Origin of the sequence: Kitasatospora phosalacinea, assembly GCF_000717185.1 — a bacterium.
Taxonomy (GTDB): domain Bacteria; phylum Actinomycetota; class Actinomycetes; order Streptomycetales; family Streptomycetaceae; genus Kitasatospora; species Kitasatospora phosalacinea_A.
In genome coordinates, this window is the sequence record NZ_JNYE01000025.1 from 67,396 (window position 1) to 92,758 (window position 25,363).

The 25,363-nt window shown below is 74.3% G+C and carries 23 protein-coding genes and 2 pseudogenes; 13 read left to right on the forward strand and 12 right to left on the reverse strand.

Features of this window, described 5'->3' with window-relative positions; genetic code table 11:
• Nucleotides 1-182: 182 nt before the first annotated feature.
• Together OO57_RS13250 and OO57_RS45430 are read right to left on the reverse strand one after the other, a co-directional pair.
• Complete coding sequence (locus OO57_RS13250) at nucleotides 183-788, reverse strand: TetR/AcrR family transcriptional regulator (protein WP_033252598.1); 606 nt, start codon at nucleotides 786-788, stop codon at nucleotides 183-185.
• Between the two features lie 178 nt (nucleotides 789-966).
• Nucleotides 967-1,440 (reverse strand): annotated as a pseudogene (locus OO57_RS45430) (GNAT family N-acetyltransferase); the annotation flags it as partial.
• Nucleotides 1,441-1,584: 144 nt separating this feature from the next.
• Here OO57_RS45430 and OO57_RS45435 point away from each other — a divergent pair.
• Entirely contained in the window at nucleotides 1,585-2,124 is a 540-nt protein-coding gene (locus OO57_RS45435) for a hypothetical protein (RefSeq protein ID WP_033252599.1), read from the forward strand.
• 217 nt (nucleotides 2,125-2,341) lie between these two features.
• Here OO57_RS45435 and OO57_RS13265 read toward each other — a convergent pair whose 3' ends face one another.
• The 3 genes from OO57_RS13265 to OO57_RS13275 all read right to left on the reverse strand — a co-directional run bounded on the left by OO57_RS13265 (nucleotide 2,342) and on the right by OO57_RS13275 (nucleotide 4,741).
• Entirely contained in the window at nucleotides 2,342-3,535 is a 1,194-nt protein-coding gene (locus OO57_RS13265; RefSeq protein WP_051777459.1) for a hypothetical protein, read from the reverse strand.
• A 25-nt stretch (nucleotides 3,536-3,560) separates the two neighbouring features.
• Nucleotides 3,561-4,133, reverse strand: coding sequence for a hypothetical protein (locus tag OO57_RS13270; RefSeq protein WP_051777462.1), 573 nt, complete (start codon nucleotides 4,131-4,133; stop codon nucleotides 3,561-3,563).
• 161 nt (nucleotides 4,134-4,294) lie between these two features.
• Nucleotides 4,295-4,741: a DUF1772 domain-containing protein gene (locus OO57_RS13275; protein ID WP_033252600.1), complete on the reverse strand. Its 447-nt coding sequence runs from the start codon at nucleotides 4,739-4,741 to the stop codon at nucleotides 4,295-4,297.
• A gap of 91 nt (nucleotides 4,742-4,832) precedes the next feature.
• Between OO57_RS13275 and OO57_RS13280 the strand changes: the two genes are divergently transcribed.
• Together OO57_RS13280 and OO57_RS13285 are read left to right on the forward strand one after the other, a co-directional pair.
• Nucleotides 4,833-5,408, forward strand: a complete 576-nt coding sequence (locus OO57_RS13280; protein ID WP_033252601.1) for a TetR/AcrR family transcriptional regulator — start codon at nucleotides 4,833-4,835, stop codon at nucleotides 5,406-5,408.
• A gap of 241 nt (nucleotides 5,409-5,649) precedes the next feature.
• Nucleotides 5,650-6,600: a beta-ketoacyl-ACP synthase III gene (locus OO57_RS13285; RefSeq protein WP_033252602.1), complete on the forward strand. Its 951-nt coding sequence runs from the start codon at nucleotides 5,650-5,652 to the stop codon at nucleotides 6,598-6,600.
• A gap of 27 nt (nucleotides 6,601-6,627) precedes the next feature.
• Here OO57_RS13285 and OO57_RS43795 read toward each other — a convergent pair whose 3' ends face one another.
• On the reverse strand, nucleotides 6,628-6,969 hold the full coding sequence (locus OO57_RS43795) for a hypothetical protein (protein ID WP_033252603.1): 342 nt from the start codon (nucleotides 6,967-6,969) through the stop codon (nucleotides 6,628-6,630).
• A gap of 203 nt (nucleotides 6,970-7,172) precedes the next feature.
• Here OO57_RS43795 and OO57_RS13295 point away from each other — a divergent pair, with 203 nt between their 5' ends.
• Nucleotides 7,173-9,665, forward strand: coding sequence for a DEAD/DEAH box helicase (locus tag OO57_RS13295; protein WP_418909883.1), 2,493 nt, complete (start codon nucleotides 7,173-7,175; stop codon nucleotides 9,663-9,665).
• Here the strand turns inward: OO57_RS13295 and OO57_RS13300 are convergent.
• Nucleotides 9,643-10,344, reverse strand: coding sequence for a hypothetical protein (locus OO57_RS13300; protein WP_051777464.1), 702 nt, complete (start codon nucleotides 10,342-10,344; stop codon nucleotides 9,643-9,645). The genes OO57_RS13295 and OO57_RS13300 overlap by 23 nt on opposite strands.
• 88 nt (nucleotides 10,345-10,432) lie before the next feature.
• On the opposite strand from OO57_RS13300, the gene OO57_RS13305 reads away from it, so the two are divergent.
• Nucleotides 10,433-11,227, forward strand: a complete 795-nt coding sequence (locus OO57_RS13305; protein WP_051777466.1) for an aminoglycoside phosphotransferase family protein — start codon at nucleotides 10,433-10,435, stop codon at nucleotides 11,225-11,227.
• Here the strand turns inward: OO57_RS13305 and OO57_RS13310 are convergent.
• Nucleotides 11,217-11,825: a TetR-like C-terminal domain-containing protein gene (locus OO57_RS13310; RefSeq protein ID WP_081973657.1), complete on the reverse strand. Its 609-nt coding sequence runs from the start codon at nucleotides 11,823-11,825 to the stop codon at nucleotides 11,217-11,219. The two genes, OO57_RS13305 and OO57_RS13310, sit on opposite strands and share 11 nt — an antisense overlap.
• Before the next feature lie 232 nt (nucleotides 11,826-12,057).
• Between OO57_RS13310 and OO57_RS13315 the strand changes: the two genes are divergently transcribed.
• The gene (locus OO57_RS13315) at nucleotides 12,058-13,068 is read left to right on the forward strand and encodes a zinc-binding dehydrogenase (RefSeq protein ID WP_033252605.1); all 1,011 of its coding nucleotides are present in this window, start codon (nucleotides 12,058-12,060) and stop codon (nucleotides 13,066-13,068) included.
• A gap of 31 nt (nucleotides 13,069-13,099) precedes the next feature.
• Here OO57_RS13315 and OO57_RS41025 read toward each other — a convergent pair whose 3' ends face one another.
• Both OO57_RS41025 and OO57_RS13320 read right to left on the reverse strand, forming a co-directional pair.
• Complete coding sequence (locus tag OO57_RS41025; protein WP_234337329.1) at nucleotides 13,100-13,495, reverse strand: HEAT repeat domain-containing protein; 396 nt, start codon at nucleotides 13,493-13,495, stop codon at nucleotides 13,100-13,102.
• A gap of 33 nt (nucleotides 13,496-13,528) precedes the next feature.
• Complete coding sequence (locus tag OO57_RS13320) at nucleotides 13,529-14,734, reverse strand: MFS transporter (protein ID WP_051777468.1); 1,206 nt, start codon at nucleotides 14,732-14,734, stop codon at nucleotides 13,529-13,531.
• 135 nt (nucleotides 14,735-14,869) lie between these two features.
• Here OO57_RS13320 and OO57_RS13325 point away from each other — a divergent pair, with 135 nt between their 5' ends.
• The 5 genes and pseudogenes from OO57_RS13325 to OO57_RS45450 form a co-directional block, all read left to right on the forward strand.
• Nucleotides 14,870-15,853, forward strand: coding sequence for an ArsR/SmtB family transcription factor (locus tag OO57_RS13325; RefSeq protein WP_033252606.1), 984 nt, complete (start codon nucleotides 14,870-14,872; stop codon nucleotides 15,851-15,853).
• A 127-nt stretch (nucleotides 15,854-15,980) separates the two neighbouring features.
• On the forward strand, nucleotides 15,981-16,484 hold the full coding sequence (locus tag OO57_RS13330; protein ID WP_051777470.1) for a carboxymuconolactone decarboxylase family protein: 504 nt from the start codon (nucleotides 15,981-15,983) through the stop codon (nucleotides 16,482-16,484).
• A gap of 119 nt (nucleotides 16,485-16,603) precedes the next feature.
• Nucleotides 16,604-17,464 carry a hypothetical protein gene (locus tag OO57_RS46765; protein ID WP_033252607.1) on the forward strand — a complete coding sequence of 287 codons (861 nt, stop codon included), beginning with the start codon at nucleotides 16,604-16,606 and terminating at the stop codon, nucleotides 17,462-17,464.
• A gap of 162 nt (nucleotides 17,465-17,626) precedes the next feature.
• Entirely contained in the window at nucleotides 17,627-20,185 is a 2,559-nt protein-coding gene (locus tag OO57_RS13340) for a glycosyl hydrolase family 28-related protein (protein WP_081973655.1), read from the forward strand.
• Nucleotides 20,128-20,292 (forward strand): annotated as a pseudogene (locus OO57_RS45450) (hypothetical protein); the annotation flags it as partial. The gene OO57_RS13340 and the pseudogene OO57_RS45450, both read left to right, overlap by 58 nt.
• Nucleotides 20,293-20,518: 226 nt before the next feature.
• Here the strand turns inward: OO57_RS45450 and OO57_RS13345 are convergent.
• Nucleotides 20,519-21,145 (reverse strand): hypothetical protein, encoded by a 627-nt coding sequence (locus OO57_RS13345; RefSeq protein WP_033252608.1) that lies wholly within the window; start codon nucleotides 21,143-21,145, stop codon nucleotides 20,519-20,521.
• 414 nt (nucleotides 21,146-21,559) lie between these two features.
• On the opposite strand from OO57_RS13345, the gene OO57_RS13350 reads away from it, so the two are divergent.
• On the forward strand, nucleotides 21,560-22,648 hold the full coding sequence (locus tag OO57_RS13350) for a glycoside hydrolase family 11 protein (protein WP_033252609.1): 1,089 nt from the start codon (nucleotides 21,560-21,562) through the stop codon (nucleotides 22,646-22,648).
• Nucleotides 22,649-22,787: 139 nt separating this feature from the next.
• Here the strand turns inward: OO57_RS13350 and OO57_RS13355 are convergent, their stop codons facing one another.
• Nucleotides 22,788-23,165, reverse strand: coding sequence for an ArsR/SmtB family transcription factor (locus OO57_RS13355; protein ID WP_033252667.1), 378 nt, complete (start codon nucleotides 23,163-23,165; stop codon nucleotides 22,788-22,790).
• 108 nt (nucleotides 23,166-23,273) lie between these two features.
• Between OO57_RS13355 and OO57_RS13360 the strand changes: the two genes are divergently transcribed.
• A complete protein-coding gene (locus OO57_RS13360) occupies nucleotides 23,274-25,325 on the forward strand; it encodes a heavy metal translocating P-type ATPase (RefSeq protein ID WP_033252610.1) in 2,052 nt (683 codons plus the stop codon).
• Nucleotides 25,326-25,363 lie beyond the last annotated feature (38 nt).

Consider the following 25,363-nt stretch of genomic DNA (forward strand, 5'->3'; position numbering starts at 1 on the left):
CGTACTCCTCGGCTCGAAGGCGCAAAGGCGCGGCGGGAAGGGCGCGGTAGCGCTGTAGACCGTTGAGACTAGGAGTTCTGCGGCGAATGGGTGGGTGCCACGCGGGAACGGGGGATAAATCGGTCCGGTGGGGACGGAACGGCCCGACGGGGACGTAACCGGTCAGGCAGGGACGGAACCGGTCAGGCGGGCAGCAGGCGGTCCAGGGCGCGGCGGGTGCGGGTGGCGGCGAGCGGGTCGCGGAGCAGTTGCAGGGCCTGGTTGAGGGCCAGGTAGATGCCGGTGAGCTCGTGGACGACCTGCTCGGGGTCGGTGTCGGCGGGCAGTTCCCCGGCCGCGACGGCGAGCCGGACCTCGCCCGCCAGGCGGCGGCGCCACACCATCAGCAGCCGGGCGACGTTGCGGCGGACCGGGCCGTCGTGGGCGTCGAACTCGACGGCGGCGGTGGTGAACAGGCAGCCGCCGGGGAAGACCTCGCGGGCGTGCTCCAGGTAGTCGATCCAGCCCTGGCAGACCGCCCGCAGGCGGCGCAGGCCCGGTTCGACGGCCGCCGCCGGGTCCCAGACCAGGGCGGTGAAGAGGGCTGAGGCCCGTTCCAGGGTGGCCAGTTGGAGGGCCTCCTTGGTGCCGAAGTGGCCGAGCACGCCCGCCTTGGACAGGCCGAGGTCCCCGGCCAGGCGCCCGATGGTCAGGCCCTCCAGTCCGTCGACCGAGGCGAGGGCCACGCTCCGGTCGACGATCCGGGCCCGGGTCCGGCGGGCCTCGGCCACGGTGCTGCGCGGGCTCATCGCTCCTCCTCCGTGCTCCGTCCCGTCCGGACGCACCCGTTCCGCGCCCAGGTCCGGAATCCTACGCGGACGCCCGCCCGGACGCGGGACGGGACGGCTCGGGACGGGACGGCTCGGTGCACGACGGCTCGGTGCACGACGGCTCGGGACGGGACGGCTCGGGACAGGGCGGCTCGGGACGGTGCTCCATCAGCAGGGTCCCGTCCGCCGGGCGGCCCGGCACCCGCCGGAACCCGGCCTTCTCCCAGGCCCGCACGGCCCGGACGTTCGCCGCCGCCGGGTCGACGGTCACCCGCCGCCACCCCAGCTCCCCGCCCAGGTGGGCCAGCAGCGCCCGCGCGGCGTCCGGCCCCAGCCCGCGGCCCCGGGCCTCCGGCCGCAGCACCAGGTCGATGCCGCCGCCGTCCGGCCCGGCCCGCCAGTACTGGGCGTAGCCCACCGGCCCGCCCCCGGCGAGCACCAGGAAGGACTCCACCCGCGGACGGCGCCGCCCCAGGTACTTCGCGGCGACCTCCGCCCGCGACAGCGGCACCCCGCCCCAGTGCTCCACGAACCCGGGATCGGCGAACCACCCGGCCAGCAGCTCCAGGTCCTCCTCGCCGGTCGGCACCAGCCGGGTCAGCACCCCGTCCAGCGCGGAGCCGTCACTCACTGTCCCTCCTCCCCCGCGGCGGGCACGGACCCGCCTCCCTCCCCTCCTACCCCCGGCGGGGTGGTCGGTACACTGCCCGAACTTTCGAACAGAAGGCGAACCGGAGATGCGAACGGACCGTACGGACCTGACGGGGGGCGGACGTTGAGCGCCCGCAGACCCCGCCGTCCCCCGGACGTCGGCTGGCGGCCGCGCGGCGGCGGCGCCCCGACCCTGACCGTGCGCCGACCGCTGCCGCGGGCGGTGCTGCGCGCCCTGGTGGGGTGGCCGGTGCCGGTGATCACCCCGGGGGTCTGTCTCTTCGCGGTCCTCTCGAACCATGCCGCGCCAGCCGGGGTTGCGCTGACGGTCGCGGCGGTGCTGCTGCTGGCGCAGTCGTTCCGGTCGGTGCTGCGGACCTCGGTCGAGTTCCGGGCCCGCGAACTGGTGGTGACCAACTCCTTCGCCCGGTACGCGCTCAGCCCCGACCGGATCCGGGAGATCGGCTACTGCTGGAACTCCCGGGGCCAGTCGGGCCTGGACATCGACCTCACCGACGGCCGGTCGATCGACCTGGGCGTCAGCATCGGCCTCTCCCCGCAGGGGCGCGCCGAACTCTGCGACCTCCTGCACGACTGGGCCCGCGCCAACCGCGTGCACACGCGCTTCCAGGTGCTCGGCCCGAGGAAGCTCTGGTCCGACTGACCCCGGCCGTACCGCTACGCCTCCCCACGCCGTGGGCGACCGGGGCGGAGTCCCGTCCGGGAGCAGGCCGACGCGGCGGGCCGCCAGGGTCGCCCGGCCCGCGGTGTTGCCGCGCGGATCGGCCAACTGCTCGCGAACCACGGCCCGACCGCCCTTCCCGTCACCACCACCCCCACGGGCCCCGGCCCCTGTCCCGCCACCGGCCCCGACCTCGCCGCTACGCCGTGGGCCGCCGGGACAGCCGGGGTGACCGCGGCGCAGGCCCGTCCGGGAGCAGGCCGACGCGGCGGGCCGCCAGGGTCGCCCAGCCCGCGATGTTGCCGCGCGGATCGCCCCGCAGCACGGCCAACTGCGCGGGCCAACCGGGGCTGCGCAGCAACGCGATCAGCCGCTCCCGCACCACGGCCCGCCCCTCCTCCCCGGCCCCGACCCCGGCTGCCGCTCCAGCAAGGTGGGCGGCCAGGGTCAGGACGGAGCGGTAGCGGTCGGTGGTGGGGCCGAGCCGGACGACGTGGCGGGCGTAGTGGGTGAGCAGGTGGTCGGCGTCGTCGAGGTGGGCGAGGGTGGCGCCCGTGCCGTGGCTCTCGGCCGCGGCGCGCAGCAGCCGTCCGGTCTGGTCGACGGTCTCGGGGTCGGCGTGCGGGTCGGCGATGGCCCGGCCGACGGCGGCGGCGACGAGGGTCTCGCCCGCGAAGTAGCCGGTGAAGTCGCCCTCGTCGGCGGCCCGGCGGCGCAGCCAGTGGACGGCCCGCGGGTCGGCGGGCCGGTCGGGCGCGGCGAGCGGGTGGGGGCCGTGCCACCACGGGTAGCGGGCGCGGGGCGCGGCGAGGCGGTTCAGCGCGTGGACGCCGTGGGTGCGGTCGATGCCGGTGGTCCGCTCGGCGAGCCAGATCAGGGCCGGTACCGCCGCCGGTGTCCGCAGTCGTTCCAGGGCGTGCGCGGGCAGGCCGCCGAAGGGCGCGCCGAGCAGGCCGACGGTCTGGATCAGCGGGACCTCGCGCTCGGTGGCGGTCTCGGCGAGCAGGAGCAGCCCGGCCGCCACCGCGTCCCGTTCGGTGCCGTGGCGCACCAGGTGGCGGCCCACCGTCCGCAGCAGTTCGGGCGGGTGGTGCCGCGCCAGCGCGCCGACCGCCGGGTCGGGCCGTCGCGGCACCGGCAGCTGTGCCAGGCCGACGGCCAGCAGCCGCAGCGCGGCCGGGGTGAGCGGCCGGGCGAGGCGCTGCTCCAGGAGGGCGGCGGTACGGGCACCGGCGAGCTCCGGCTGCCACCTGCGCCGCTGTTCGGCCCGGCGGTACCGCTCCTCGTCCGGCAGTCGCACCGTCCGCGGCAGCGGGGCGTCGGGGCCCGCCCGGTGCAGTTGCAGCGCGTGCTCGTGCAGCGGGACGCGGCTCCGCGTTCCGGGGGCGGTCACCGGAGGGTGTCGGACTCGATCCTCTTCACGCCCCGGAGCCTGGCACCGCGGGCGCCCTCTCCGCAAGGCCCTTCCCCGGCCCGCACGTTGCGGCCGGGAGGGCCGCCAGCTCGTCGGCCGATCCGGGGGTCAGCCGGTAGAACCCCTGGAGGCTGACGGAGCGTTCCAGGCGGCCGTCCACCACGTACTTCAGGACCCTGGTGCGGCCGCGCTGGTTGCGCCAGGTGAGCCGTTCCAGGAGCTCGCCGGGCACCTTCGTCCCGAAGTCCACGGGCGTGCCGTCCACGTGCACGGCCGTCGCGCCGCAGCCGCCCGCCCCGAGCATCCACCAGTCGTCGTGCCCGGTCCCGCCCGCCGCCGCTCCGTCGCAGCAGTCGCCCCGCTCCAGCCCGAGCACCCGCATCCGGCTGACCACGAAGACCTCGCCCCGGTTCACGTGCAGCGCGTACACCTCGTCCCCCACCGAGACGCCCGACCAGGGCGGCAGGGAGCCGTGGACCCCGCTGTAGGCGACGGTCGGACGCTGCCCCACCCGCCCCGCGCGGCGCAGCGCGCGGCAGGTGTCGTGGGTCCACAGGACGGTGAAGGCATCAGGCATGCGGTGATCGTAGGGACGCACTCCGACATCCCGCCCGGGCCCGGCCGGGCCGGGCCGGGCCGGGGGCGTCACCGGAGCACGGAGGCTTCGTCTCTAGGCCCGAAGTGGTCGGCCGGGTAAGGGAGGTCGCCGCCCACCGGCTGCCGTCCCGCTCCGCGGGCTCAGGCGAGGGCGGTGGCCAGCAGGGCGAAGGCGGCGACGAGGACGGCGACACGGGCGTAGTGGTAGCGGTCCCAGCGGGCGCTCTGCTCCTTCCAGTCCGCGGGCCGGTTCTCGGGGGTCCACGTCTTGCCACGGTTGTTGATCGGGACGAGCAGCAGGACCGACATGGCCACGCTGAGGGCCAGCAGCCCTGCGGCGGTGACGACCAGGCCGGCGCCGGAGCGGTGCCATCCGGCTATGGCCCACAGGGCGCTCAGGCCGAGGGAGGTGAAGTACCAGAACGGCATCAGGGCGCCGAGCATCCGGCCGCCGTGGGCGCGGCCGAGCTGGTGGCTGTCTTCGGGCAGGGCGCCGAGGATCCGGTTGACGACGAAGGCGACCGTGAACTCCACCCCCACCATCAGACCGACGACCACGACGGTGAACACCTCAAGTGCCTTGAACATGACGACCCCTCCAAGGATCTAGCGCCGCTAGATGACGTGTTAACGCTAGACCTAATGCCGCCATCTTGTCTAGCACTGCTAGGATCGGGTCATGTCGGTACAGGAACGCAAAGAACGCGAGCGGGCCGCCCGCGAGCGCCTCATCGTGGCGACGGCCCGCGAACTCGCCGAGCAGCAGGGCTGGGACGCGGTCACCACCCGCCGGCTCGCCGAGCGCATCGAGTACAGCCAACCCGTCCTCTACAGCCACTTCCGCGGCAAGCGCGAGATCATCGGCGCCGTCGCCCTCCAGGGCGCCACCGAGCTGGCCGCGGCAGTGCGGGCCGCGACCTCCGCCGCGGACGGCCCCCGCGCCCGGGTCGCCGCCCTCGCCCGCGCCTACCTCGACTTCGCCGAACGCAACCCGGCGGTCTACGACGCCCTCTTCGAACTCGACGGCGGCCTCGCCTACGCGCAGGAAGACACCCCCGAACCCCTCAAGGACGCCTTCGCCGCCCTGCTGGAGACCCTCACCGACGTCGCCGGGGACGCACACCCGGGGCTGTTCACCGAGACCTTCTGGGCCGCCCTGCACGGACTGGCCTCCCTGACCCGGACGGGGCGGCTGCCACCGGCCGACACCGAGCAGCGGCTGGAACTGATCGTGAGCCGCCTCGCCACCACCTGACACACCACCGGCACCGAAGGGCCGAAGGGCCGCCGAAGCCGCCCCCGGGCAGAGCCCGCCGAGACGACACCCGCCCCGCCGGACTCCCCGGGACCGGCCAAGGCCCGGCGGGGCCGGCTGCCCACCGCGCCGCGGCCCGGTGTCCGTCCTTCGGGCCGACGTTTAGCTTCCGACCGGTCGGTTGCTATATTCCGGGCCGTTGTCCCGGCACCGGTCGGGGCCGCTGCGGAAGGGGAACGTCATGCCCGGAGTCCGGATCGCCGCTCTCGGTCACCACCAGCCCGCCCGGGTGCTCACCAACGACGAGTTGGCGACGATGGTGGACACCAACGACGAGTGGATCCGGCGGCGGACCGGGATCGTGACCCGGCGGATCGCCGCGGCGGACGAGTCGGTGACCGACCTGGCGGCGGGGGCGGCGGCGAAGGCGCTGGCGGCCTCGGGGCTGGACCCGGCGGAGATCGGGCAGGTCGTCGTGGCCACCTGCAGTGCGGTGGACCGCTGCCCGTCGATCGCGGCGCAGGTCGCGGGGCGGCTGGGCATCCCGTCGGCGGTGGCGTTCGACCTGAACAACGGGTGCGCGGGCTTCTGCACCTCGCTGTCGGTGGCGAGCCACTCGCTGCTGGCGGGCGGGGCGAAGCACGCGCTGGTGATCGGCGCGGAGAAGATGTCGGACCTGGTCGACTGGACGGACCGGCGCAGCTGCATCCTGCTGGGCGACGGCGCGGGTGCGGCGGTGCTGTCCGCGACGGACGGGGACGGCAGCGGGGTCGGCCCGGTGGTCTGGGGTTCGGACCCGTCGCGGGCGAGCGCGGTGCGGCTGCTGGACGCGTGGCACCCGCAGTTCGAGCAGAACGGCCAGGCGGTGTTCCGGTGGGCGACGACCGAGCTGCCCGCGCTGGCCGAGCAGGCGTGCCGGGCGGCCGGGTTGAGCCCGGCGGAGCTGGACGGGGTGGTGACCCACCAGGCGAACCTGCGGATCATCGAGTCGCTGATGCAGAAGCTGGGCCTGTCCGAGGACGCGGTGATCGCCCGGGACGTGGTGGACTCCGGCAACACCTCGGCGGCGTCCGTCCCGCTGGCGCTGGCGAAGCTGGTGGAGCGCGGCGAGCTGCGCTCCGGCGCCCGGGTGCTGCTGTTCGCGTTCGGCGGCGGCCTGTCCTGGGCCGGCCAGGTGGTCACCTGTCCGTGAGGCCGGCCCGGGACCGCCGGAGGGGTCTCAGCAGCGGGTGCAGGTGATGGTGAGCGCGATGGTGTCCGGCGGCGGCGGGGAGTTCAGGTAGGGGGCGATCCAGCCCGCGAAGCCGTCGTTGCCCTGGATCGGTCCGTAGTGCCAGCGCTGGTTCGGGGCGAGCGGTGTGCCGTCGCCGTTGGTGATGTGCGGGTCGCTGGGGGTCCAGCCCTCGGGGCAGCGGGCCACCACGCCGCCGGAGGAGCCGACCGCGGTGACCGTCTCGACGTTCGGGTCGGCCGCGGCGGCGGCCGACCCGGCGGCGGGCCCGGCGGCGACGGCCGCCAGGGCGGCGACGGCCAGGCCGAGGCCGAGGATGCGCTTGCGCATGGGTGTCCTTCCGTTGCTTCGCGCCGCCCGGTTCGTTCGTGGGCGGTCGACCCGCATCATCTCCGTCACGCAGCGTGATGACACGGACGCCCGGGGCAACCACTCGTTCGGCCGGAGCGCGGGAGCGGACGACGGTGCGCGCCCGAGCTTTGCCCGCGGTGATCCCGGACGGGCAAGATAGCGGGGTGACCCTCCTGGACCTGATGCCGAAGCCCGCCACGCCCGACTCGCTGTTCGAGACCTTCGCCGAGTGGGCGTCGGAGCGCGGCATCACCCTCTACCCCGCCCAGGAGGAGGCGCTGATCGAGCTGGTCTCCGGGAACAACGTGATCCTGGCGACGCCGACCGGCTCCGGCAAGTCCCTGGTCGCGGCGGGCGCGCACTTCGCCGCGCTGGCCGAGGGGAAGCGGACGTTCTACACCGCGCCGATCAAGGCACTGGTGTCGGAGAAGTTCTTCGACCTGTGCAAGATCTTCGGCACCGAGCAGGTCGGCATGATGACCGGCGACGCCTCGGTGAACCCGACCGCGCCGATCATCTGCTGCACCGCCGAGGTGCTGGCGCAGATCGCCCTGCACGACGGCCCGCGCGCCGACATCGGCCAGGTCGTGATGGACGAGTTCCACTTCTACGCCGAGCCGGACCGCGGCTGGGCCTGGCAGATCCCGATCCTGGAGCTGCCGCAGGTGCAGTTCCTGCTGATGTCGGCGACCCTCGGCGACGTCCGCCGCTTCGAGGAGGACCTGACCCGCCGCACCGGCCGCCCGACCACGGCGGTGCGGTCGGTGACGCGCCCGGTGCCGCTGTTCTACGAGTACCGGCGCACCAACCTGCACGACACGCTGGAGGAGCTGCTGAACACCGGCCAGGCGCCGGTGTACGTCGTCCACTTCACCCAGAAGGAGGCGGTGGAGCGGGCGCAGTCGCTGATGAGCATCAACATGTGCTCGAAGCAGGAGAAGGACGCGATCGCCTCGCTGATCGGCAACTTCCGCTTCACCACCAAGTTCGGCCGCAACCTGTCCCGGTACGTGCGGCACGGCATCGGCGTGCACCACGCGGGCATGCTGCCCAAGTACCGCCGCCTGGTGGAGCGGCTGGCGCAGGCGGGCCTGCTGAAGGTGATCTGCGGCACCGACACGCTCGGCGTGGGCGTCAACGTGCCGATCCGCACGGTGCTGTTCACGGCGCTGTCCAAGTACGACGGGCAGCGGGTGCGGATCCTGCGGGCCCGCGAGTTCCACCAGATCGCCGGGCGGGCGGGCCGGGCCGGGTTCGACACCGTCGGCCAGGTGGTGGCGCAGGCGCCGGAGCACGTGGTGGAGAACGACCGGGCGCTGGCCAAGGCCGGGGACGACCCGAAGAAGCGCAAGAAGGTGGTCCGCAAGAAGGCCCCGGACGGGTTCGTGTCCTGGACCGAGGAGACCTTCGAGCGCCTGATCGGGGCCGACCCGGAGCCGCTGGTCTCCCGCTTCAAGGTCAGCCACGCGATGCTGCTGTCGGTGATCGGCCGCCCGGGCAACGCCTTCGAGGCGATGCGCAAGCTGCTGACCGACAACCACGAGGACCGCCCGGCGCAGCGCCGCCACATCCGCACCGCGATCGCCATCTACCGCTCGCTGGTGGAGGGCGGCGTGGTCGAGCAGTTCGACGAGCCGGACGCGGAGGGCCGCATCGCGCGCCTGACCCTCGACCTCCAGGAGAACTTCGCGCTCAACCAGCCGCTGTCCACCTTCGCGCTGGCCGCCTTCGACCTGCTCGACCCGGAGTCGCCCTCGTACTCCCTCGACGTGGTCTCGGTCGTCGAGGCGACGCTCGACGACCCGCGGCAGATCCTCGCCTCGCAGGAGAACAAGGCGCGCGGCGAGGCCGTGGCGGAGATGAAGCGCGACGGCGTCGAGTACGAGGAGCGGATGAACCGGCTCCAGGAGATCAGCTACCCGAAGCCGCTGGAGGAGCAGCTCGGCCACGCGTACGAGGTCTACCGCCGGGCGCACCCGTGGATCGGCGACCACCCGCTGCGGCCGAAGTCCGTGGTGCGCGACCTCTACGAGCGCGCGATGACCTTCACCGACTACGTGGGCTTCTACGAGCTGGCCCGCACCGAGGGCATCGTGCTGCGCTACCTGGCGGGCGCGTACAAGGCGCTGGAGCAGACCGTCCCGGACGACATCAAGACCGACGACCTGAAGGACGTCATCGCCTGGCTGGGCGAGCTGGTCCGCCAGGTCGACTCCTCGCTGCTGGACGAGTGGGAGGCGCTGGCCAACCCGACCGAGCCGGAGGCCGCCGAGGTCCGCCTGGACGACAAGCCCGCCCCGGTCACGGCCAACGCCCGGGCCTTCCGCGTCCTGGTCCGCAACGAGCTGTTCCGCCGGGTCGAGCTGTGCGCCCTGGAGCACTACGACGAGCTGGCCGAGCTGGACGGCGAGGACGGCTGGAACGCCGACCGCTGGGCCGACGCGATGGACGGGTACTGGGAGGAGTACGACGACCTGTTCACCGGCCCGAACGCGCGCGGCCCGAAGATGCTGCTGATCGAGGAGGTCGAGGACGAGGGCCTGTGGCGCGTCCGGCAGATCTTCGACGACCCGAACGGCGACCACGACTGGGGCATCTCCGCCGAGGTCGACCTGTACGGCTCGGACGAGGAGGGGCGCGCCGTCGTCAAGATCACCTCGGTGGGCGCGCACTGACGCCGGGCCCTGAGGCCCCCGGCCGCTGCTGCGCGTAGTGCGCGAGGTACCCCAGCAGCCGGGGGTCGGTGGGGCCGTCGCCGTTCGCGAGGTCCAGCCGGATCCGGCCCTCCGCCCAGTAGCGGTAGGCGAACTCCTCGAACGAGGCGGCGCACCAGCGGATCGCCCCCGGGTCCGCCAGCTCCTCGTCCGGTTCCTCGCCCTCCGCGACCAGCTCGAACTGGCACTCGTAGTCGAGCCACGAGTGGACCACGAAGGCCTCCTCGCCGGGCCGCAGGTACAGGTACCAGAGCACGCAGTCCTGCTGGTCGCGGAAGAACCGGACCAGGTGCGCGCCGGGCTCGACCGGGCTGGGCAGCGGGGGCGAGAAGCTCTGCCAGCAGCCGGTCGGCGACACCTCGTCGAGCGACCAGGCCAGCCGGGCGTCCCGGTGGTAGGCCAGGAAGTCCGCCGGAAGCACCAGCCCGAACTCGTCCAACGCCCTTTCCAGCTCGGCGAGTTCGGCCGCCTGCCCGGACGGCTCGCCGCTCGGCCCGCCCAACCAGTCGAACGACCCGGTGAACAGTGCGGCGTCGAGCGGGGGCACGCTGTCGTACGGGTAGCGCTCGTAGGTGTACGCGCACTCCCGGTACGGGCCCAGGTCGGTGTTGCACCAGGCGGCTTCGAAACGGACGGTCATCGGGGCCTCGGCGGTTCGGCGGGGTGTCGGCGCCCCGCAGGCTAGCGGTGCCCGCCGACAGTCCGCGGCGGGGCCGTACGATGGCGGGGTGGAGGAACTGGTGCGGGTGCCGCCGGAGGTGCGGGAGCGGTTCGCCGTTCGGTTCGGGGCCGGGGCGGGTGGGTGGTGTGACGAACTGCCCGGCCTGGTGGGTGAGTTGGCCGGACGGTGGGGACTGGAGGTGCTGGCGGCGGGCGGCGGTGGGACGTCGCGGGTGTTCCGCTGCGGGCGGGGCGGCGGGGGTGGGGCGGTGTGGCTGAAGCTGACGCCGGAGCCCGCGATCGCCCGCGAGGAGGCCGAGGCGCTGCGGGCCTGGGCGGCCGTGCCGTCGGTCGTTCCGCTGCTCGCCGCGGACCTCCCGGCCGGGGCCCTGCTGCTGGCGGACGTCTCGCCTGGCACCCGGGTGCGGCAGCTCGGCTGGCAGTTGCCCGAAGTCGCCGTCCTGCTGCGGGAGTTGCGCTCCAGCGCGGTACCGGCCGAGGAATCAGTGCTGCGGCCGCTCGCGCACCGGGTCGGTTTCGTGTTCGACCTGGCCGAGCGCCGGGGCCGGACCGGCCTGGCCGAACACCGGGCGGCGGCACTGGAGTTGGCTGCCACCGGCCCGACCGGGCTGGTGCACGGCGATCTGCACCCGTCCAACGTGCTCGTCGGCTCCGGCGGCCGCCTGGTGGCGATCGACCCGCGGCCGTCCTGGGGCGATCCGGACTTCGACGCGGTCGACTGGGTGTTGGAAGGCCCGGGCACCCTGGAGCGGCGCGTCACCGACCTGGCCGCGCTCGTCCCGGGCCTCTCCCCCGACCGCCTGCACGCCTGGTGCCGCGCCCTGGCGCCGCTCAGCGGCTGACGCCGCCTCGGTACCGGCGGGCATCCGCCGCGGGGAGGGTGCGCGAGTCGGTTCGCGGGGCGGTTCGCGGGGCGAGTCCGTCCATAGCGAGGTCGACCAGGGCGGTGACGTAGGCCGGGGTGACGGGTTCGCCGAGCAGCAGGTGGCGGGCGAGCAGCGGGCTCATCAGGGCTTCGACGGCGGTGCGGGGGTCGGCGTCGGGGCGGATCTCGCCGCGGGCGGCGGCCCGGTGCAGGAGTCGTTCGGCGCGGGCGAGGCGGTCGGCCCAGTAGGCGTCGCGGCCGCTGCGGGTCTCGGCGGTGGCGGGGGCGATGCTCAGGTGGAGCAGGGCGGGGCCCTCGGGGGTGTCGAGGAACGCGCCGAGGGCGGTGAGGAGTTGGTGCAGGTCCTCGCGCAGGCTGCCGGTGTCGGGCAGCGGCAGGGCCTGGTCGGTGTAGTCGGCGAGGGCTTCGCGCAGCAGGTCCTCGCGGGTGCCCCAGTTCCGGTAGACCGAGGTCTCGTGGACCCCGGCGGCGGCGGCGATCGCGGCGACGGTGGCGGCCTCCAGGCCGCCTTCGGCGAGCAGGCGCACGGTGGCGTCAAGCACGGCCCGGCGCATCGCGGCACCGCGGCGGCGCAGCGGGGCGGCGGGCTTGAGCTGGGGCGTCTCGTTCTGGGGCGTCTCGTCCTGGGGCACCCCCGGAGCCTAACGCAAGGCTCCTTGCGTTGCAGCGGGCCGCGACGTAGCCTCGGCAATGCAAGTCGCCTTGCGATATCCCTCCGGGAGGTGTCGCGAGCGGCAACGAGGCCGAGACCGCCGACGGCTCGCCGCCGGCCGGAGAGGAGCGACCATGGCGACGATGCGCGCCGTCCGCCTGCACCTGCCCACCCGCACGCTGAGCGTGGAGGAGGTGGAGCGTCCGGTGCCCGGCCCCGGCCAGGTGCTGGTGAAGGTCGAGGCGGCGGGCGTCTGCCTGTCCGACGTCCACCTGATCGAGGGCTCGCTCACCCCGCTGCACCTGCCCGGCGAGAGCGTCACGCTCGGCCATGAAGTCGCGGGCACCGTAGCCGAGTTGGGCGCCGAGTCGGGCCGCTGGCAGGTCGGCGACCGGGTGGTGCTGCAGGCCGGTGAGAAGCGCGACGGGATCACCTGGACGCGCGGCGTCGACTACGACGGCGGCTGGGCCGAGTACGCGCTGGCCCGGGTCGACACGCTGTTCGCGCTGCCCGACTCGATCCCGTTCGAACAGGGCTCGATCATCCCGGACGCGGTCTCCACCCCGTGGGGCGCGGTGACCACCACCGGCGGCGTCCGCCCGGCCGAGCCGGTCGGCGTCTGGGGCGTCGGCGGCCTCGGCGCGCACGGCGTGCAGCTGCTGCGCGCGATCGGCGCCCACCCGATCGTCGCCGTCGACCCGGCGCCCGCCGCCCGCGAGCGCGCCCTCGCCTTCGGCGCGGACCTCGCGCTGGACTCCGCCGACCCCGAGCTCGCCGCGAAGATCGGCGCGGCCACCGGCGGGGCGGGCCTGGCCGCGGCGTTCGACTTCGCCGGGGTGCCCGCCGTCCGCGAGCAGGCCGTGAAGGTGCTCGGCGCGCACGGCCGCCTGGTGCTGGTCGGGCTGACCGACCAGCCGCTGACGCTCACCGACAGCATCCGCTTCTCGTACCTGCAGCAGCAGATCCTCGGCCACTACGGCTCCGAGGAGGAGGCCGTCCCGCAGCTGATCGCCCTCGCCGCGGGCGGCCGCCTGGACTTCTCCCGCTCCGTCAGCGAGGTCCTCCCGCTGGAGCGGGCCGCCGAGGCGGTCGAGCGCCTGCACAGCAAGCAGGGCAACCCGATCCGCCTGATCCTCAAGCCCTGACCCTCAGGCCCTGACCCTCAAGCCCTGACCCTCAGGCCCCGGCCACTCGCCGACCGCCCGTCCGCGAGAGCCGGACACGGGGCCGTCCGCCGGTGGACGACCCCGCCCGGCAGGTACCAGCCCGCCTTCTTCCGAACGGCCGAACGGCCGGGCTCGGGTCGTCCGCGCGGGCGGCGCGCAGGGCGGCGAGCGCCCGGGGCTCGGTGTGGACGGACTTGCCCGCCAACTCGACGGCCCGGGAGCGGACCTGCGGGTCGGGGTCGTCGGCCAGGTGCCGCAGCGCGGGCGCAAGGACCCGGTCGGCGCCCGGCCCGCAGACGCCCTCCTTGCAGCGGCCGCAGGCCAGGGCGAACGCGGCCGTCCTGACCCGGGCGCGGCGGGGTGGCGCCCCGGCCCGTTCGGGTGCCGCGTGGTTCGGGGGTTTCACCGGTCACGTCCCGCATCGTAGGGCGGCCCGCCGTCAGGCCGGTTCCGCGAGGGCCGGGGCGGGGGCCGGGCGGTGCCAGGTGGCGATCCACAGGGCGGTGAGGGCGGCGGCCGCGCCCGCGGCGGCCATCGCGGGGCCGGTGCCGGTGAGGGCGGCGGCGGTGCCGAAGAGCGCCGGGCCGAGGCCCTGGAGGGTCATGTTGCCGGAGCCGAGCAGGGTGAACGCCTGGCCCCGGCCGTCCGCGGGCAGCGCGTCCAGGAAGCGGCGCTGCAGCCCGAGCGCGTAGGCGAAGCCGCAGCCGGCGGCCAGCAGCGCGGCCGCGCACAGCGGCAGCGGGGCGGGGAGGGCGAAGACCAGCAGCGGCAGGCCCATCAGGGCGGCCAGCGGCACCACCAGGCGCTCCCGGGTGGCGGGGGCGGCGAAGCGGCCGACCAGCAGGTCGCCGACCAGCATCCCGACCGGCAGGCAGGCCAGCAGGAAGCCGTACCCGCCCGCCGGGAAGCCCCGCGCCCCGGCGTACGCGACGACCAGCGACTCGGCGCCGGTCACCGCGGCGGACGGCAGCCACTGGGCGAGCAGCAGGCGGCGGACGGCGGTGCTGCGCAGCAGGTCGCCGTTGCCGCGCCAGCTCTGCCGGAGCACCGGACCGGCGGCCCGCCGCGGCGGCGGCAGGTCGGGCAGGCGCAGCCGGATCGCGAGGGCGTTGGCGACGTGCAGCCCGGCGGCGGCCAGCAGGGCGCCGCGCGGGCCGAGCAGGGCGACCGTGACGCCGCCGCCCGCCAGGCCGAGCAACTGGGCGCCGGAGGCCGCGACCTGGGTCAGCGAGCGGCCCAGCACGTAGGCGTCCCCCCGCAGGGTCTCCGCGACCAGGCGGCTGGAGGCCCCGTTGAACACCGGGGTGAGCACCGCGACCGCGCCCACCAGCAGCAGGCTCGCCGCGACCGGCAGCCGGACCAGGGCGAGCAGCGCGGCGGCGGCCGCGTCCAGCAGGTAGCCGGCGGTGATCAGCAGCCGGGGGCGCAGGCTGTCGGTGAGCGAGCCCAGCAGCATCGAGCCGAGCAGTTGCGGCAGGAACCCGATCCCGAAGGCGAGGGCGCTCAGCAGTGCGGAGCCGGTGCCCGCGTAGATCAGCACGGCCAGGGTGGTGATCCGCAGCGAGTCCCCGACGATGCCGAGGGTGCGGGTGGTGAACAGCAGCCGGAAGCGCGGGTCGGCCAGCACCTCGCGATAGGTCGTCATGGGCGCGAGCCTGGCGCCCGGACCCCCGCGCGGGCGAGAGATTCGTCCCTGGACGTAAGGTCGTGCGGTCGCGGGGTTGCCAGGCCACAAGGCCGTACGGTCGCGGGGTCGCGGGTGGGCCGGAGGAGGCAGCGGGTGCTGAGGTACGAGGTCGGCGCGGAGGACCTGGCGCGCAGCCGTTTCGCGCTCTCCCCCGCGTTCGAACTCGCCAACCTGCTGCGGCTGCTGGACCGCGGCGGCGAGCGGGCGCTGCCGCCGGGGTGGCGGGAGCGGCTGCGGCCCGCGTTCCTGCGGCTGCGGGCGGACCCGGCGGTGCGGGCGGTCCTCGCGCTGCACAACCCGCGGTTCGGGGCGGACTTCATCGCCATCCCGCCCCGCGGCATGGACCAGACCTGGGACGACGACCTGGCCGCGATCCGGGCCGCCCCGCCGGAGCTCGCCCGGGCCGAGATCCGCGCCTGCCTGGCGGCCCGGCCCGAGACGGACGGCGCGGCCCGGGCGGTGCTGGCCGCGCCGGACGCCGTCCGGCGGGTCGCCGAGGCGCTGGACCTGGCCTGGCACGAGCTGCTGGCCCGGGACTGGCCGCAACTGCGGGCGCTGTGCGAGCGCGACGTGGTGCACCGGGCGGGCGAGTTGGGCCAGCGCGGCTGGGCGGCGGCGCTGGCCGGGCTGCACGAGAACGTCCGCTGGCGGGACGGCGGCATCGACGTCCCGCCGTTCGACGCCGCCACCACCTACCCGCTGCGCGGCGCCGGGCTGCTGCTGGTGCCCTCGGTGTTCGTCTGGCCCGGCGTCGCCGCGCACCACGAGGAGCCCTGGCCCTGCACCCTGATCTACCCGGCCCGCGGCATCTCCGCCCTGTGGGAGCGCGGCGCCGCCGTCCCGCCCGACGCCCTCGCCGCGCTGCTCGGCCGCTCCCGGGCCCGCGTCCTCGCCGCCCTGGACACCCCCGCCAGCACCACCCAGCTCGCCCGCGCCCTCGGCCACGCCCCCGGCGCCGTCGCCGACCACCTGGCCGTGCTGCGCGCCGCGGGCCTGCTCTCCCGGGCCCGCGCGGGCCGCTCGGTGCTCTACCGGCGCACCCCGATGGGCGACGCCCTGATCGGCTCCGCGGGCTGAACCCGGCGGCGGCCGGCGGGACTTGCCGGACTTGCCTTGGAGCGGACTCCAACTCCTAGGCTCACAGCCGTTCGCACCGCGGCCGCGGCCACGGCCACCAGCAGCCCCAGGACCTCAGGAGCCCCCCATGAACACCGCCACCGCCACCGCCGTCCCCGCCGACACCGCCACCACCCGCCAGGAGCGCCTCGACCACGGCCTGGAGGTCCTCCGCGGCATCGACGGCGACGCAGGCACCGACGTGCTCGCCTCCCTCGCCGACGTCTCCCCCGAACTCGCCCACCAGGTCGCCGCCTGGGGCTTCGGCGAGATCTACGCCCGCCCCGCCCTCCCGCCCCGCGAGCGCCAGTTGGTCACCCTCGGCATGCTCACCGCCCTCGGCGGCTGCGAGCCCCAGCTCCGCGTCCACGTCAACGCCTCCCTCAACGTCGGCCTCACCCCCCAGGAGATCGTCGAGGCGCTGCTCCACTCCGCCGTCTACTGCGGCTTCCCCCGCGCACTGAACGCGACCTTCGCCGCCAAGCAGGTCTTCGCCGAGCGCGGCCTGCTCCCCGTCGCCCCCGCCACTCCTCCCGCCCCCGCCGCCGCTCCCACCGCGACCGCCGCGACCGCCGCGACCGCCGCCGTCTGAACGTCCTTCCGCCGTTCCGGTGGCGGGGCCCGGGCCCCGCGTCGCGTCGGCCCGGCCCGCCGAGCGGGCCCGGCTAGCGTCGGGCGGACCCGTTCCCCCTCGGCAGGAAGCTGCGGCCCATGACTCCCTCCGGCTACGACCTCGGCCTGTACGGCCAGGGACTGTTCGACACCGACGACGACGCGAGGAACCGGCGGGCGCTCCAGGACCTGTCCGGCTCCGGTTTCACCAGCCTGGTCCTGTTCACCCTGCACGTGCACCCGAGCGGCGACCTCTACCTGGGCGACAACGTGATCGCCCGGGACGGCGTCGTCGTCTACCGCTGGAAGGACACCCAGGACCCGTCCTTCCCCGCCCTGGTCAGGGGCTTGCGGGCGGGCGGCTTCCGCACCGTGCTGTTCTCGATCGGGTTCGGCGGCCCGCCCGCCCCCGAGGACTGGCAGCACATCCAGGACCTGCTGGACCACGGCAAGGCCGGGGTGCTGGTGGCGAACTTCAAGGCCGTGGCGGCGTGGACGGGCGTGGACGGTTTCGACTTCGACTGCGAGGAGGACGTCCGGGTCGGCACCATCGCCACCATGACCACCGAACTCGTCAAGGTCGCACCGGGCGGGGTGGTCACCTACTGCCCGTACAACCGGACGCAGTGGTGGGTCGACTGCCTGGCGGAGGTCCGCCGCGCCCGCGGCACCCAACTGGTGCGCGGGCTCAACCTCCAGGTCTACGGCGGGGCCGACCCCGTCGAGTGGATCTCCGCGCTCACCGCGGCGAAGGACCGCACCGGCGTCGCCGACCCCGCCGCGTTCCTGTCGGCCGGACAGTCCGTGAGCCCGCCGGCCGAGCTCACCGAGGAGTTCGCCGAGTACGGCCGGGCCGGGCTGAGGGCCGGTTTCCTCTGGCAGTACGGCCGCTTCGAGCTGCCCGCGCGCGACTACGCGAAGGCCGTACTGGCCGGTCTGTCGGAGCGTTCCCACCCGTAGGGGCCGGGGGCGGTCGGGTTTCATCACGTCTCCACAACTGATCTTGCGTCAATCTGTATCTTTTTTGCACACACCCGTGGACTTCCTGCTGTGCTGCGCCCTACGCTCGGCACGCCCGGCCACCACCCGGGCCCTTCCCCCATGCAGGAAGCACGGTCACCCATGCAGAATCCCCCCACCCGCACCAGGCGGACCGTCGCGTCGTTGACCACCCTCGCGCTCGGCGCCACCGGCCTGTTGGCGGTGGCGTTCGTAAACGCCGGTGCGGCGCACGCCGCCGCGGTCCCCACGCTGTCGCCGCTGGCCGTTCCGAACCGCGGGGCGAGCGTCCCGTTCATCGAGCAGGAGGCCGAGTACGCGGCCACCAACGGCAGCGTGGTCGGCCCCGACCGGCAGTACGGGCACCTGGTCTCGGAGGCCTCCGGCCGACAGGCCGTGACACTGAACGCGGTCGGCCAGTACGTGGAGTTCACCCTCACCGCGCCCGCCAACTCGATCGACTTCCGCTACAGCCTGCCGGACTCCTCCGACGGCAAGGGCCGCGACGCCTCGATGGACCTGCTGGTCAACGGGCAGAAGCTGAAGAGCGTCGACGTGACCTCCAAGTACAGCTGGTACTACGGCGGTTACCCGTTCAACAACAACCCGGGCGACAGCAACCCGCACCACTTCTTCGACGAGACCCGCACCCTGCTGGGCACCACCTACCCGGTGGGGACGAAGATCCGGCTGCAGGTCTCCTCCACCGCCCAGTCGCCGAGCTTCACCGTCGACCTGGCCGACTTCGAGAAGGTCGCCGACCCGATCGCCAAGCCCGCGGGCGCGATCGACGTGGTCGCCGACTACGGCGCCGACCCCACCGGCGCCACCGACTCCACCGCCAAGTTCCAGGCCGCGGTCAACGCCGGTGCGGCGCAGGGCCGGACGGTGTACATCCCGCAGGGCAACTTCACGCTGTACGACCACGTGGTGGTCGACAAGGTGACGCTGGCCGGGGCGGGCCCCTGGTACAGCGTGCTGGGCGGGCGCGACCCGATCAACCGCAACCGGGCGGCGGGCATCTACGGCAAGTACGTGGCCGGCGGCGGCTACGGCGGCGGCGTCCGGCCGCAGGAGGCCGGCGGCCCGAGCCAGAACGTCACGCTGAAGGACTTCGCCATCATCGGCGACGTGCGCGAGCGGGTCGACGACGACCAGGTCAACGGCCTGGGCGGCGCGATGTCCAACTCCACCGTCGACAACCTGTGGATCCAGCACACCAAGGTCGGCGCCTGGATGGACGGCCCGATGGACCACTTCACCATCAAGAACAGCCGGATCCTCGACCAGACCGCGGACGGCGTCAACTTCCACACCGGCGTGACCAACTCGACGGTCACCAACACCTTCCTGCGCAACACCGGCGACGACGGCCTGGCCTCCTGGCCGGAGCGGCTGGCGAACACCAACGACAGCTTCACCCACAACACGGTGGTGCTGCCGATCCTCGCCAACAACATCGTCACGTACGGCGGCAAGGACTTCACCATCTCGGACAACGTGATGGCCGACACCATCACCAACGGCGGCGGCCTGCACATCGCCAACCGCTACCCGGGCGTCACCTCCGGCAACGGCACCGCCGTCTCCGGCACGATCACCGCGGCCCGCAACACCCTGATCCGCACCGGCAACAGCGACTACAACTGGCAGTTCGGCGTCGGCGCGATCTGGTTCGACGGCCTGAACGAGCCGATCACCGGCGCGACCATCAACATCAGCGACACCGACATCCTGGACAGCTCGTACGAGGCGATCCAGACCATCGAGGGCGGCGTCACCGGCGTCAACCTGACCAACGTGAACATCGACGGCGCGGGCACCTACGCGATCCAGGCGCAGGCCAACGCGCAGATGAAGTTCACCAACGTCAAGGCCAAGAACATCGCGCAGGCCGCCACCCCGATCCACAACTGCGTGGGCACCGGCTTCCAGATCACCGACGGCGGCGGCAACTCCGGCCTGAGCGGCTCCACCTGCACCGGCCAGTGGCCCGCCCCGGTCTGGACGTACAACGGCGTCCCGGTCGGCGGCGACAACGGCGGCTCCTCGCCGACCCCGTCCCCGTCGGCGTCCACCTCGACCCCGGCCTCGCCGTCGCCGTCCCCGTCCGCCTCGGCGTCGTCGACCTGCCCGAGCGGCACCGGCAACCTCGCCCAGGGCCGCCCCGCCACCGCCTCCGGCACCAGCCAGACGGCCACCGCCTGGGCCGCCCGCACCCAGACCCTGACCGTCCAGGGCTCCACCGACGGCAGCAGCTTCTCCACCCTGGTGGGCTCGGCGGGCTACACCTTCGACCCGGCGAGCGGCAACACCGTGACCGTCAACCTCCCGGCCACGCCCGCCCGTTACCTGCGACTGACCGTCACCGGCAACACCGGCTGGCCCGCCGCGCAGCTCTCCGAGCTCCAGGCGTTCGGCGGCGGCAACGGCACCTCCTCGCCGTCCCCGTCCTCCTCCGCCTCCTCGTCGCCGTCCCCGTCCGCCTCGGCGTCGTCGACCTGCCCGAGCGGCACCGGCAACCTCGCCCAGGGCCGCCCCGCCACCGCCTCCGGCACCAGCCAGACTGGGCCACCCGCACCCAGACCGTCACCGTCCAGGGCTCCACCGACGGCACCACCTTCACCACCCTGGTGGGCGCCACCGGCTACACCTTCGACCCGGCCACCGGCAACACCGTGACCGTCAACCTCCCGGCCAACTCGACCCGTTACCTGCGACTGACCGTCACCGGCAACACCGGCTGGCCCGCCGGGCAGCTCTCCGAGCTCCAGGCGTTCACCTCCTGACCCGGTCGCTGCCCGGAGCCCGGACGGGCGGGGAGCCTCCTCCCGGCCCCGGGCAGCGGCCGTTCCCCACCACCGGTCCCCACCCGGCCTCCCGAGGCCGGGTGGGGACCGGTGGTGTTTCCGCGCCCGGCCGGTGCCGACGAACGGCGGCGGGGCGGCGGGGTACCGGCACAGGTACACGGACGGGCGCGGACGGACGCGGACGGACGAGCGACGCCCGCGAGGGTCACCGGCGGCCCGGGAGACCTCTCCGGCGGGTTCCCCGCGGCGGCTCCCGCCACGGCTCCCGCAGCGGCTCCCGCGAGGGCTTCCGCGGCCGCTGCCGGTCGGACCGGGGGGCGGCTTCCGCGGCGCCGTACGCGACGTCGGCGGAGAGCAGCACCAGGAAGCTGCCGATCACGCACAGCCCGGCCGGGACGCCGGTGGCGATCCGGACGAACGCCCCGCGCCCGGCCTCGTACGCCTCCCGGGTGAGGTCGATGCGGACGTCCCCGTGCTGCAGGTAGTAGCCCGCGGTGTCCCGGCGGGCGTCCTCGGCACCGCCCGCCGTGGCCAGGCCGAGGCCGACCAGGCAGAGGGCGAGCCCGTACCAGACCTTCAGCCCGCGCGGCAGGTGCCAGGCGTACGGCACCGGGTCGAACCAGCCGCCGCGGCGCGGGAAGGGGACGGCGAAGCACCGGACCAGCGCGGAGGCCACGAGCAGCAGCGTCAGCCCCGCCAGGCCCGCCCACAGCCAGACCGGGGCGATCAGCCGCAGCGGCGGGGCGGTCGCGGCGAGGCAGAGCAGTTCGGCGGCGAACAGCACCCACGCCGCGACGAAGTGCAGTCGGTGACTGCCCGTCAGGACCTCCACGCCACGCCCCCGCCCACTCGGTGACCACTCGCCGTGCGGCTCGGAAGCCTACCGCCGCCCACCACCGGGCGCACCCACAACGATCGAATCGAAGCTCGAAAGTTTCGAGAAATGAGACCCTCCACGGACTGTCGTTCTCTGGAAGTTACCCCACCCTCCGCCACCCCGAAGTCGTCACGTCGGAGCATCCGACCCCGGAAGGAGTCGATGAGCAGCGAATACTTCCCACGGGGAGGGCCCACCCCCTTTCCGGATCATTTCGCAAGCGTGTCGAAAGTGTTGACACCCCGACAGCTGCGGGCCAGCATCGTCGCCATCGGCGGGCCCCATGACCGCCGGTGCGGGTCGACCGTCGCGAGTCGGTCCTCCGCCGCACCCCTCCTGTCAGCCCCCAACTGAAGAGGAAGCACGCACGTGAAGCCCATCCGCCCCACCCGAGGCAGCCGCTTCTCGCGGCTCGCCGGCAAGGCGCCCGTCATCGCCGCGGCCTGCGCGGCCGTGCTCGTCATCCCCAACGTCGCGAGCGCCGACACGACCATCTCGTCGAACGGCACCGGCACCAACAACGGGTACTTCTACTCGTTCTGGAGCCAGAACAGCGGCCAGGCCTCCATGACCCTGGGCTCCGGCGGCCAGTACAGCACCACGTGGAACAACGTCACCAACTTCGTCGCCGGCAAGGGCTGGAACCCGGGCACGACCGACGCCGTGACCTACTCGGGCACGTTCAACTGCAACGGCAACTGCTACCTGTCGCTGTACGGTTGGACCACCAACCCGCTCATCGAGTACTACATCGTCGACAACTACGGGAACTACAACCCGAGCACCGGCGCCACCAAGCTGGGCTCGGTGGTCAGCGACGGCAGCACGTACGACCTGTACTCGACGCAGCGCACCGACGCCCCCTCCATCGAGGGGGACCACTCGAACTTCACCCAGTTCTGGGCGATCCGCCAGGCGAAGCGCACCGGCGGCACGATCACCGTGTCCAACTTCTTCACCGCGTGGGCGAAGGCGGGCCTGAACCTCGGCACCCCGAACTACGAGATCCTGGCCACCGAGGGCTACGGCAGCAGCGGCAGCTCCAACATCACGGTCAGCCACGGCACCGGCACCAGCCCCTCGCCCAGCCCGACCGGCGGCACCAGCCCCTCCCCCAGCCCGTCGCCCAGCCCGAGCGGCTCCACCGGCGGCGGCAGCGGCTGCACCGCGACCTTCACCAACGCGTCCGACTGGGGCTCCGGCTACACCGGCGCGGTGACCGTCAAGAACAACGGGTCCACCGCCACCAACGGCTGGAAGGTCACCATGACCTACGCCGGCAACCAGACGGTCACCAACCTCTGGAGCGGCACCTACACCCAGTCCGGCAAGGTCGTCACGGTGAACAACGCCTCCTACAACGGCGTCGTCCCGGCGGGCGGCAGCACCAACTTCGGCTTCAACGCCAACTACAGCGGCACCAACGCCGCTCCGACCCTCGCCTGCACCACGAGCTGATCGGGCACCACCGGGCAACGGGCTGCCCGGCCGCACCCTCCGGGGGACGGCCGGGCAGCCCGTTGCCGTTCCCGCCGGCGTTCCCGCTCTCACTCCCACTCCCGCTCCCGCTGGCGTTCCCGCTCGGGCGGGGCCGGGGTCAGGGGGCGTCGAGGTCGTCGGGGGCGGCGTCGCTGAGGCCCAGGCGGAGGTGCTCGGTGTGGTAGACGGCCTGGTCGAGGAGTTCGGCGACGTGGTGGTCGTAGAGCTCGTAGACCACGGAGCGGCCGTTGCGGCGGCCGACCACCAGGCCGAGGTTGCGCAGCAGGCGCAGCTGGTGCGAGCAGGCGGACTGCTCCATGCCCGCGGCGTGGGCGAGTTCGGTGGCGGCGCAGGGGCCCTCGCGCAGGCGGGAGAGGATCAGCAGCCGGGACGGGGTGGCCAGGGCCTGGAGGGTGGTGGCGACCCGGGCGGCGCTGTCGGCGTCCAGGGGGGTGCGCGGGACGGCGCTCTTGGCGGGGGAGGCTCCATGACCCATGCCGACCATCGTACAACCCATGCATGAATGAGCCTTCATATGTTCATGTATGGTGTCCGGGTCGTCTCCCCCTGCCTCCCCCGCCCGTTCCGAGAGGATCCCGCTGCCATGTCCGCCACCCTGATCGAGCGCCCGGCCGGAGCGGCCGCCGCGCCGACCGATCCCACGCCGCGGCGGCGCACCCGGGTGCTGTCGCTGCCCGAGGCCCGGTGGGCCGCCGCCGCGCTGGCGCTCTTCCTGCTGGCGCTGCCGCTGCACCTGACCGGTGCGCCCGCCTGGGCCTGGGGGCCGCTGTACGCGCTCGCCTACGCGTGCGGCGGCTGGGAGCCCGGCTGGGCGGGCCTGCAGGCGCTGCGCGAGAAGACCCTGGACGTCGACCTGCTGATGGTCGTGGCGGCGCTGGGCGCGGCGGCGGTCGGGCAGGTGCTGGACGGGGCGCTGCTGATCGTCATCTTCGCCACCTCCGGCGCGCTGGAGGCGCTGGCCACCGCCCGGACCGCCGACTCGGTGCGCGGCCTGCTCGACCTGGCACCCGCCACGGCGACCGCGCTGTCCGCCGACGGCACCGAACGGTCCGTCCCGGTCGAGGAGTTGGTGGTCGGCGACGTGGTGCTGGTGCGTCCCGGCGAGCGGATCGGCGCGGACGGCCGGGTGCTGGACGGGGCCGGCGAGGTCGACCAGGCGTCCATCACCGGCGAGCCGCTGCCGGTGGCCAAGCGCACCGGCGACGAGGTGTTCGCCGGAACGCTGAACGGCACCGGTGCACTGCGGGTGCGGGTCGAACGGGACGCCGCGGACTCGGTCATCGCCCGGATCGTGCGACTGGTGGAGGAGGCCTCGGAGACCAAGGCGCCGACGCAGCTCTTCGTCGAGAAGGTCGAACAGCGGTACTCGCTGGGCATGGTGGCCGCGACGCTCGCGGTGTTCGCCGTGCCGCTGCTGGTCGGCGCCGCGTTCACCGACTCGCTGCTGCGGGCCATGACGTTCATGATCGTGGCCTCGCCGTGCGCGGTGGTGCTGGCGACCATGCCGCCGCTGCTGTCCGCGATCGCCAACGCCGGGCGGCACGGCGTCCTGGTGAAGTCGGCCGTGGTGATGGAGCGCCTGGGCCGGGTGGACGCCGCCGCGCTCGACAAGACCGGCACCCTCACCGAGGGCACCCCCCGCGTCACCGACGTCCGCCCGCTGCCCGGCTCCGACCTGGACGAGGACGGCCTGCTCGCGCTGGCAGCCGCCGCCGAGCACCCCAGCGAGCACCCGTTGGCCCGCGCCGTCCTGACCGCCGCCCGCACCCGCGGCCTCACCCCGGCCCCCGCCGCGGACTTCACCTCCACCCCGGGCGTGGGCGTCCGCGCGACCGTCGGCGGGCACGTCGTCGCCGTCACCGCGCCGAGCGAACTCCCTTCGGCCGCCGCGGAACTGGTCGGGGCCGACCGGACGACCGCCACCGGACCGGAGCAGACCCGGCAGACCCAGCAGGCCGAGCAGGCAGGCCGGGCAGCCGTGGTCGTCGCCGAGTTGGAGGAGGAGGGGCGGACGGCCGTGGTGGTTCTCCGGGACGGCGTGCCGGTGGGGGTGTTGGGCGTCGCGGACCGGTTGCGGCCGGATGCCGGAGCCACGGTGGCGGCGCTGGGGGCCCTGACCGGGGTGCCGCCGCTCCTGCTCACCGGGGACAATCCGCGCGCGGCGCGGCAGTTGGCGGCGGAGGCCGGGATCACCGAGGTCCGGGCCGGGTTGCTGCCGCAGGACAAGGTCGCGGCGGTGCGGGAGTGGGAGGCCGCCGGGCGGCGGGTGCTGGTGGTGGGCGACGGCGTCAACGACGCGCCCGCGCTGGCCGCCGCGCACGTGGGCGTCGCGATGGGCCGGGCCGGTTCCGACCTGGCACTGGAGACCGCGGACGCGGTGGTCGTCCGCGACGAGCTCGCCACCGTACCGGCGGTGGTGGCGCTGTCCCGGCGGGCCCGTTCGCTGGTGGTGCAGAACCTGGTGCTGGCCGCCGGGTTCATCACCGTGCTGGTGGTGTGGGACCTGTTCGGCAGCCTGCCGCTGCCGTTGGGCGTGCTCGGCCACGAGGGGTCCACCGTCCTGGTCGGCCTGAACGGCCTGCAGCTGCTGCGCGACGCCGCGTGGGACCGGGCCGCGGCCGGGGGACGGCGATGAGCCGGAACCACCGGGCCGGGAGCGGGCCGTCGGCGCGG

What these genes read in the sequence shown, in the direction of transcription:
- OO57_RS13285 (WP_033252602.1), top strand. Translation starts at nt 5,650, where the DNA reads ATGCCCGGAGTCCGGATCGCCGCTCTCGGTCACCACCAGCCCGCCCGG.
- OO57_RS13280 (WP_033252601.1), top strand. Translation starts at nt 4,833, where the DNA reads ATGTCGGTACAGGAACGCAAAGAACGCGAGCGGGCCGCCCGCGAGCGC.
- OO57_RS13310 (WP_081973657.1), bottom strand. Translation starts at nt 11,825, where the DNA reads ATGCGCCGGGCCGTGCTTGACGCCACCGTGCGCCTGCTCGCCGAAGGC.
- OO57_RS13300 (WP_051777464.1), bottom strand. Translation starts at nt 10,344, where the DNA reads ATGACCGTCCGTTTCGAAGCCGCCTGGTGCAACACCGACCTGGGCCCG.
- OO57_RS13315 (WP_033252605.1), top strand. Translation starts at nt 12,058, where the DNA reads ATGGCGACGATGCGCGCCGTCCGCCTGCACCTGCCCACCCGCACGCTG.
- OO57_RS13355 (WP_033252667.1), bottom strand. Translation starts at nt 23,165, where the DNA reads ATGGGTCATGGAGCCTCCCCCGCCAAGAGCGCCGTCCCGCGCACCCCC.
- OO57_RS46765 (WP_033252607.1), top strand. Translation starts at nt 16,604, where the DNA reads ATGACTCCCTCCGGCTACGACCTCGGCCTGTACGGCCAGGGACTGTTC.
- OO57_RS13270 (WP_051777462.1), bottom strand. Translation starts at nt 4,133, where the DNA reads ATGCCTGATGCCTTCACCGTCCTGTGGACCCACGACACCTGCCGCGCG.
- OO57_RS13275 (WP_033252600.1), bottom strand. Translation starts at nt 4,741, where the DNA reads ATGTTCAAGGCACTTGAGGTGTTCACCGTCGTGGTCGTCGGTCTGATG.
- OO57_RS13360 (WP_033252610.1), top strand. Translation starts at nt 23,274, where the DNA reads ATGTCCGCCACCCTGATCGAGCGCCCGGCCGGAGCGGCCGCCGCGCCG.
- OO57_RS43795 (WP_033252603.1), bottom strand. Translation starts at nt 6,969, where the DNA reads ATGCGCAAGCGCATCCTCGGCCTCGGCCTGGCCGTCGCCGCCCTGGCG.
- OO57_RS13340 (WP_081973655.1), top strand. Translation starts at nt 17,627, where the DNA reads ATGCAGAATCCCCCCACCCGCACCAGGCGGACCGTCGCGTCGTTGACC.
- OO57_RS13250 (WP_033252598.1), bottom strand. Translation starts at nt 788, where the DNA reads ATGAGCCCGCGCAGCACCGTGGCCGAGGCCCGCCGGACCCGGGCCCGG.
- OO57_RS13320 (WP_051777468.1), bottom strand. Translation starts at nt 14,734, where the DNA reads ATGACGACCTATCGCGAGGTGCTGGCCGACCCGCGCTTCCGGCTGCTG.
- OO57_RS13330 (WP_051777470.1), top strand. Translation starts at nt 15,981, where the DNA reads ATGAACACCGCCACCGCCACCGCCGTCCCCGCCGACACCGCCACCACC.
- OO57_RS13295 (WP_418909883.1), top strand. Translation starts at nt 7,173, where the DNA reads ATGCCGAAGCCCGCCACGCCCGACTCGCTGTTCGAGACCTTCGCCGAG.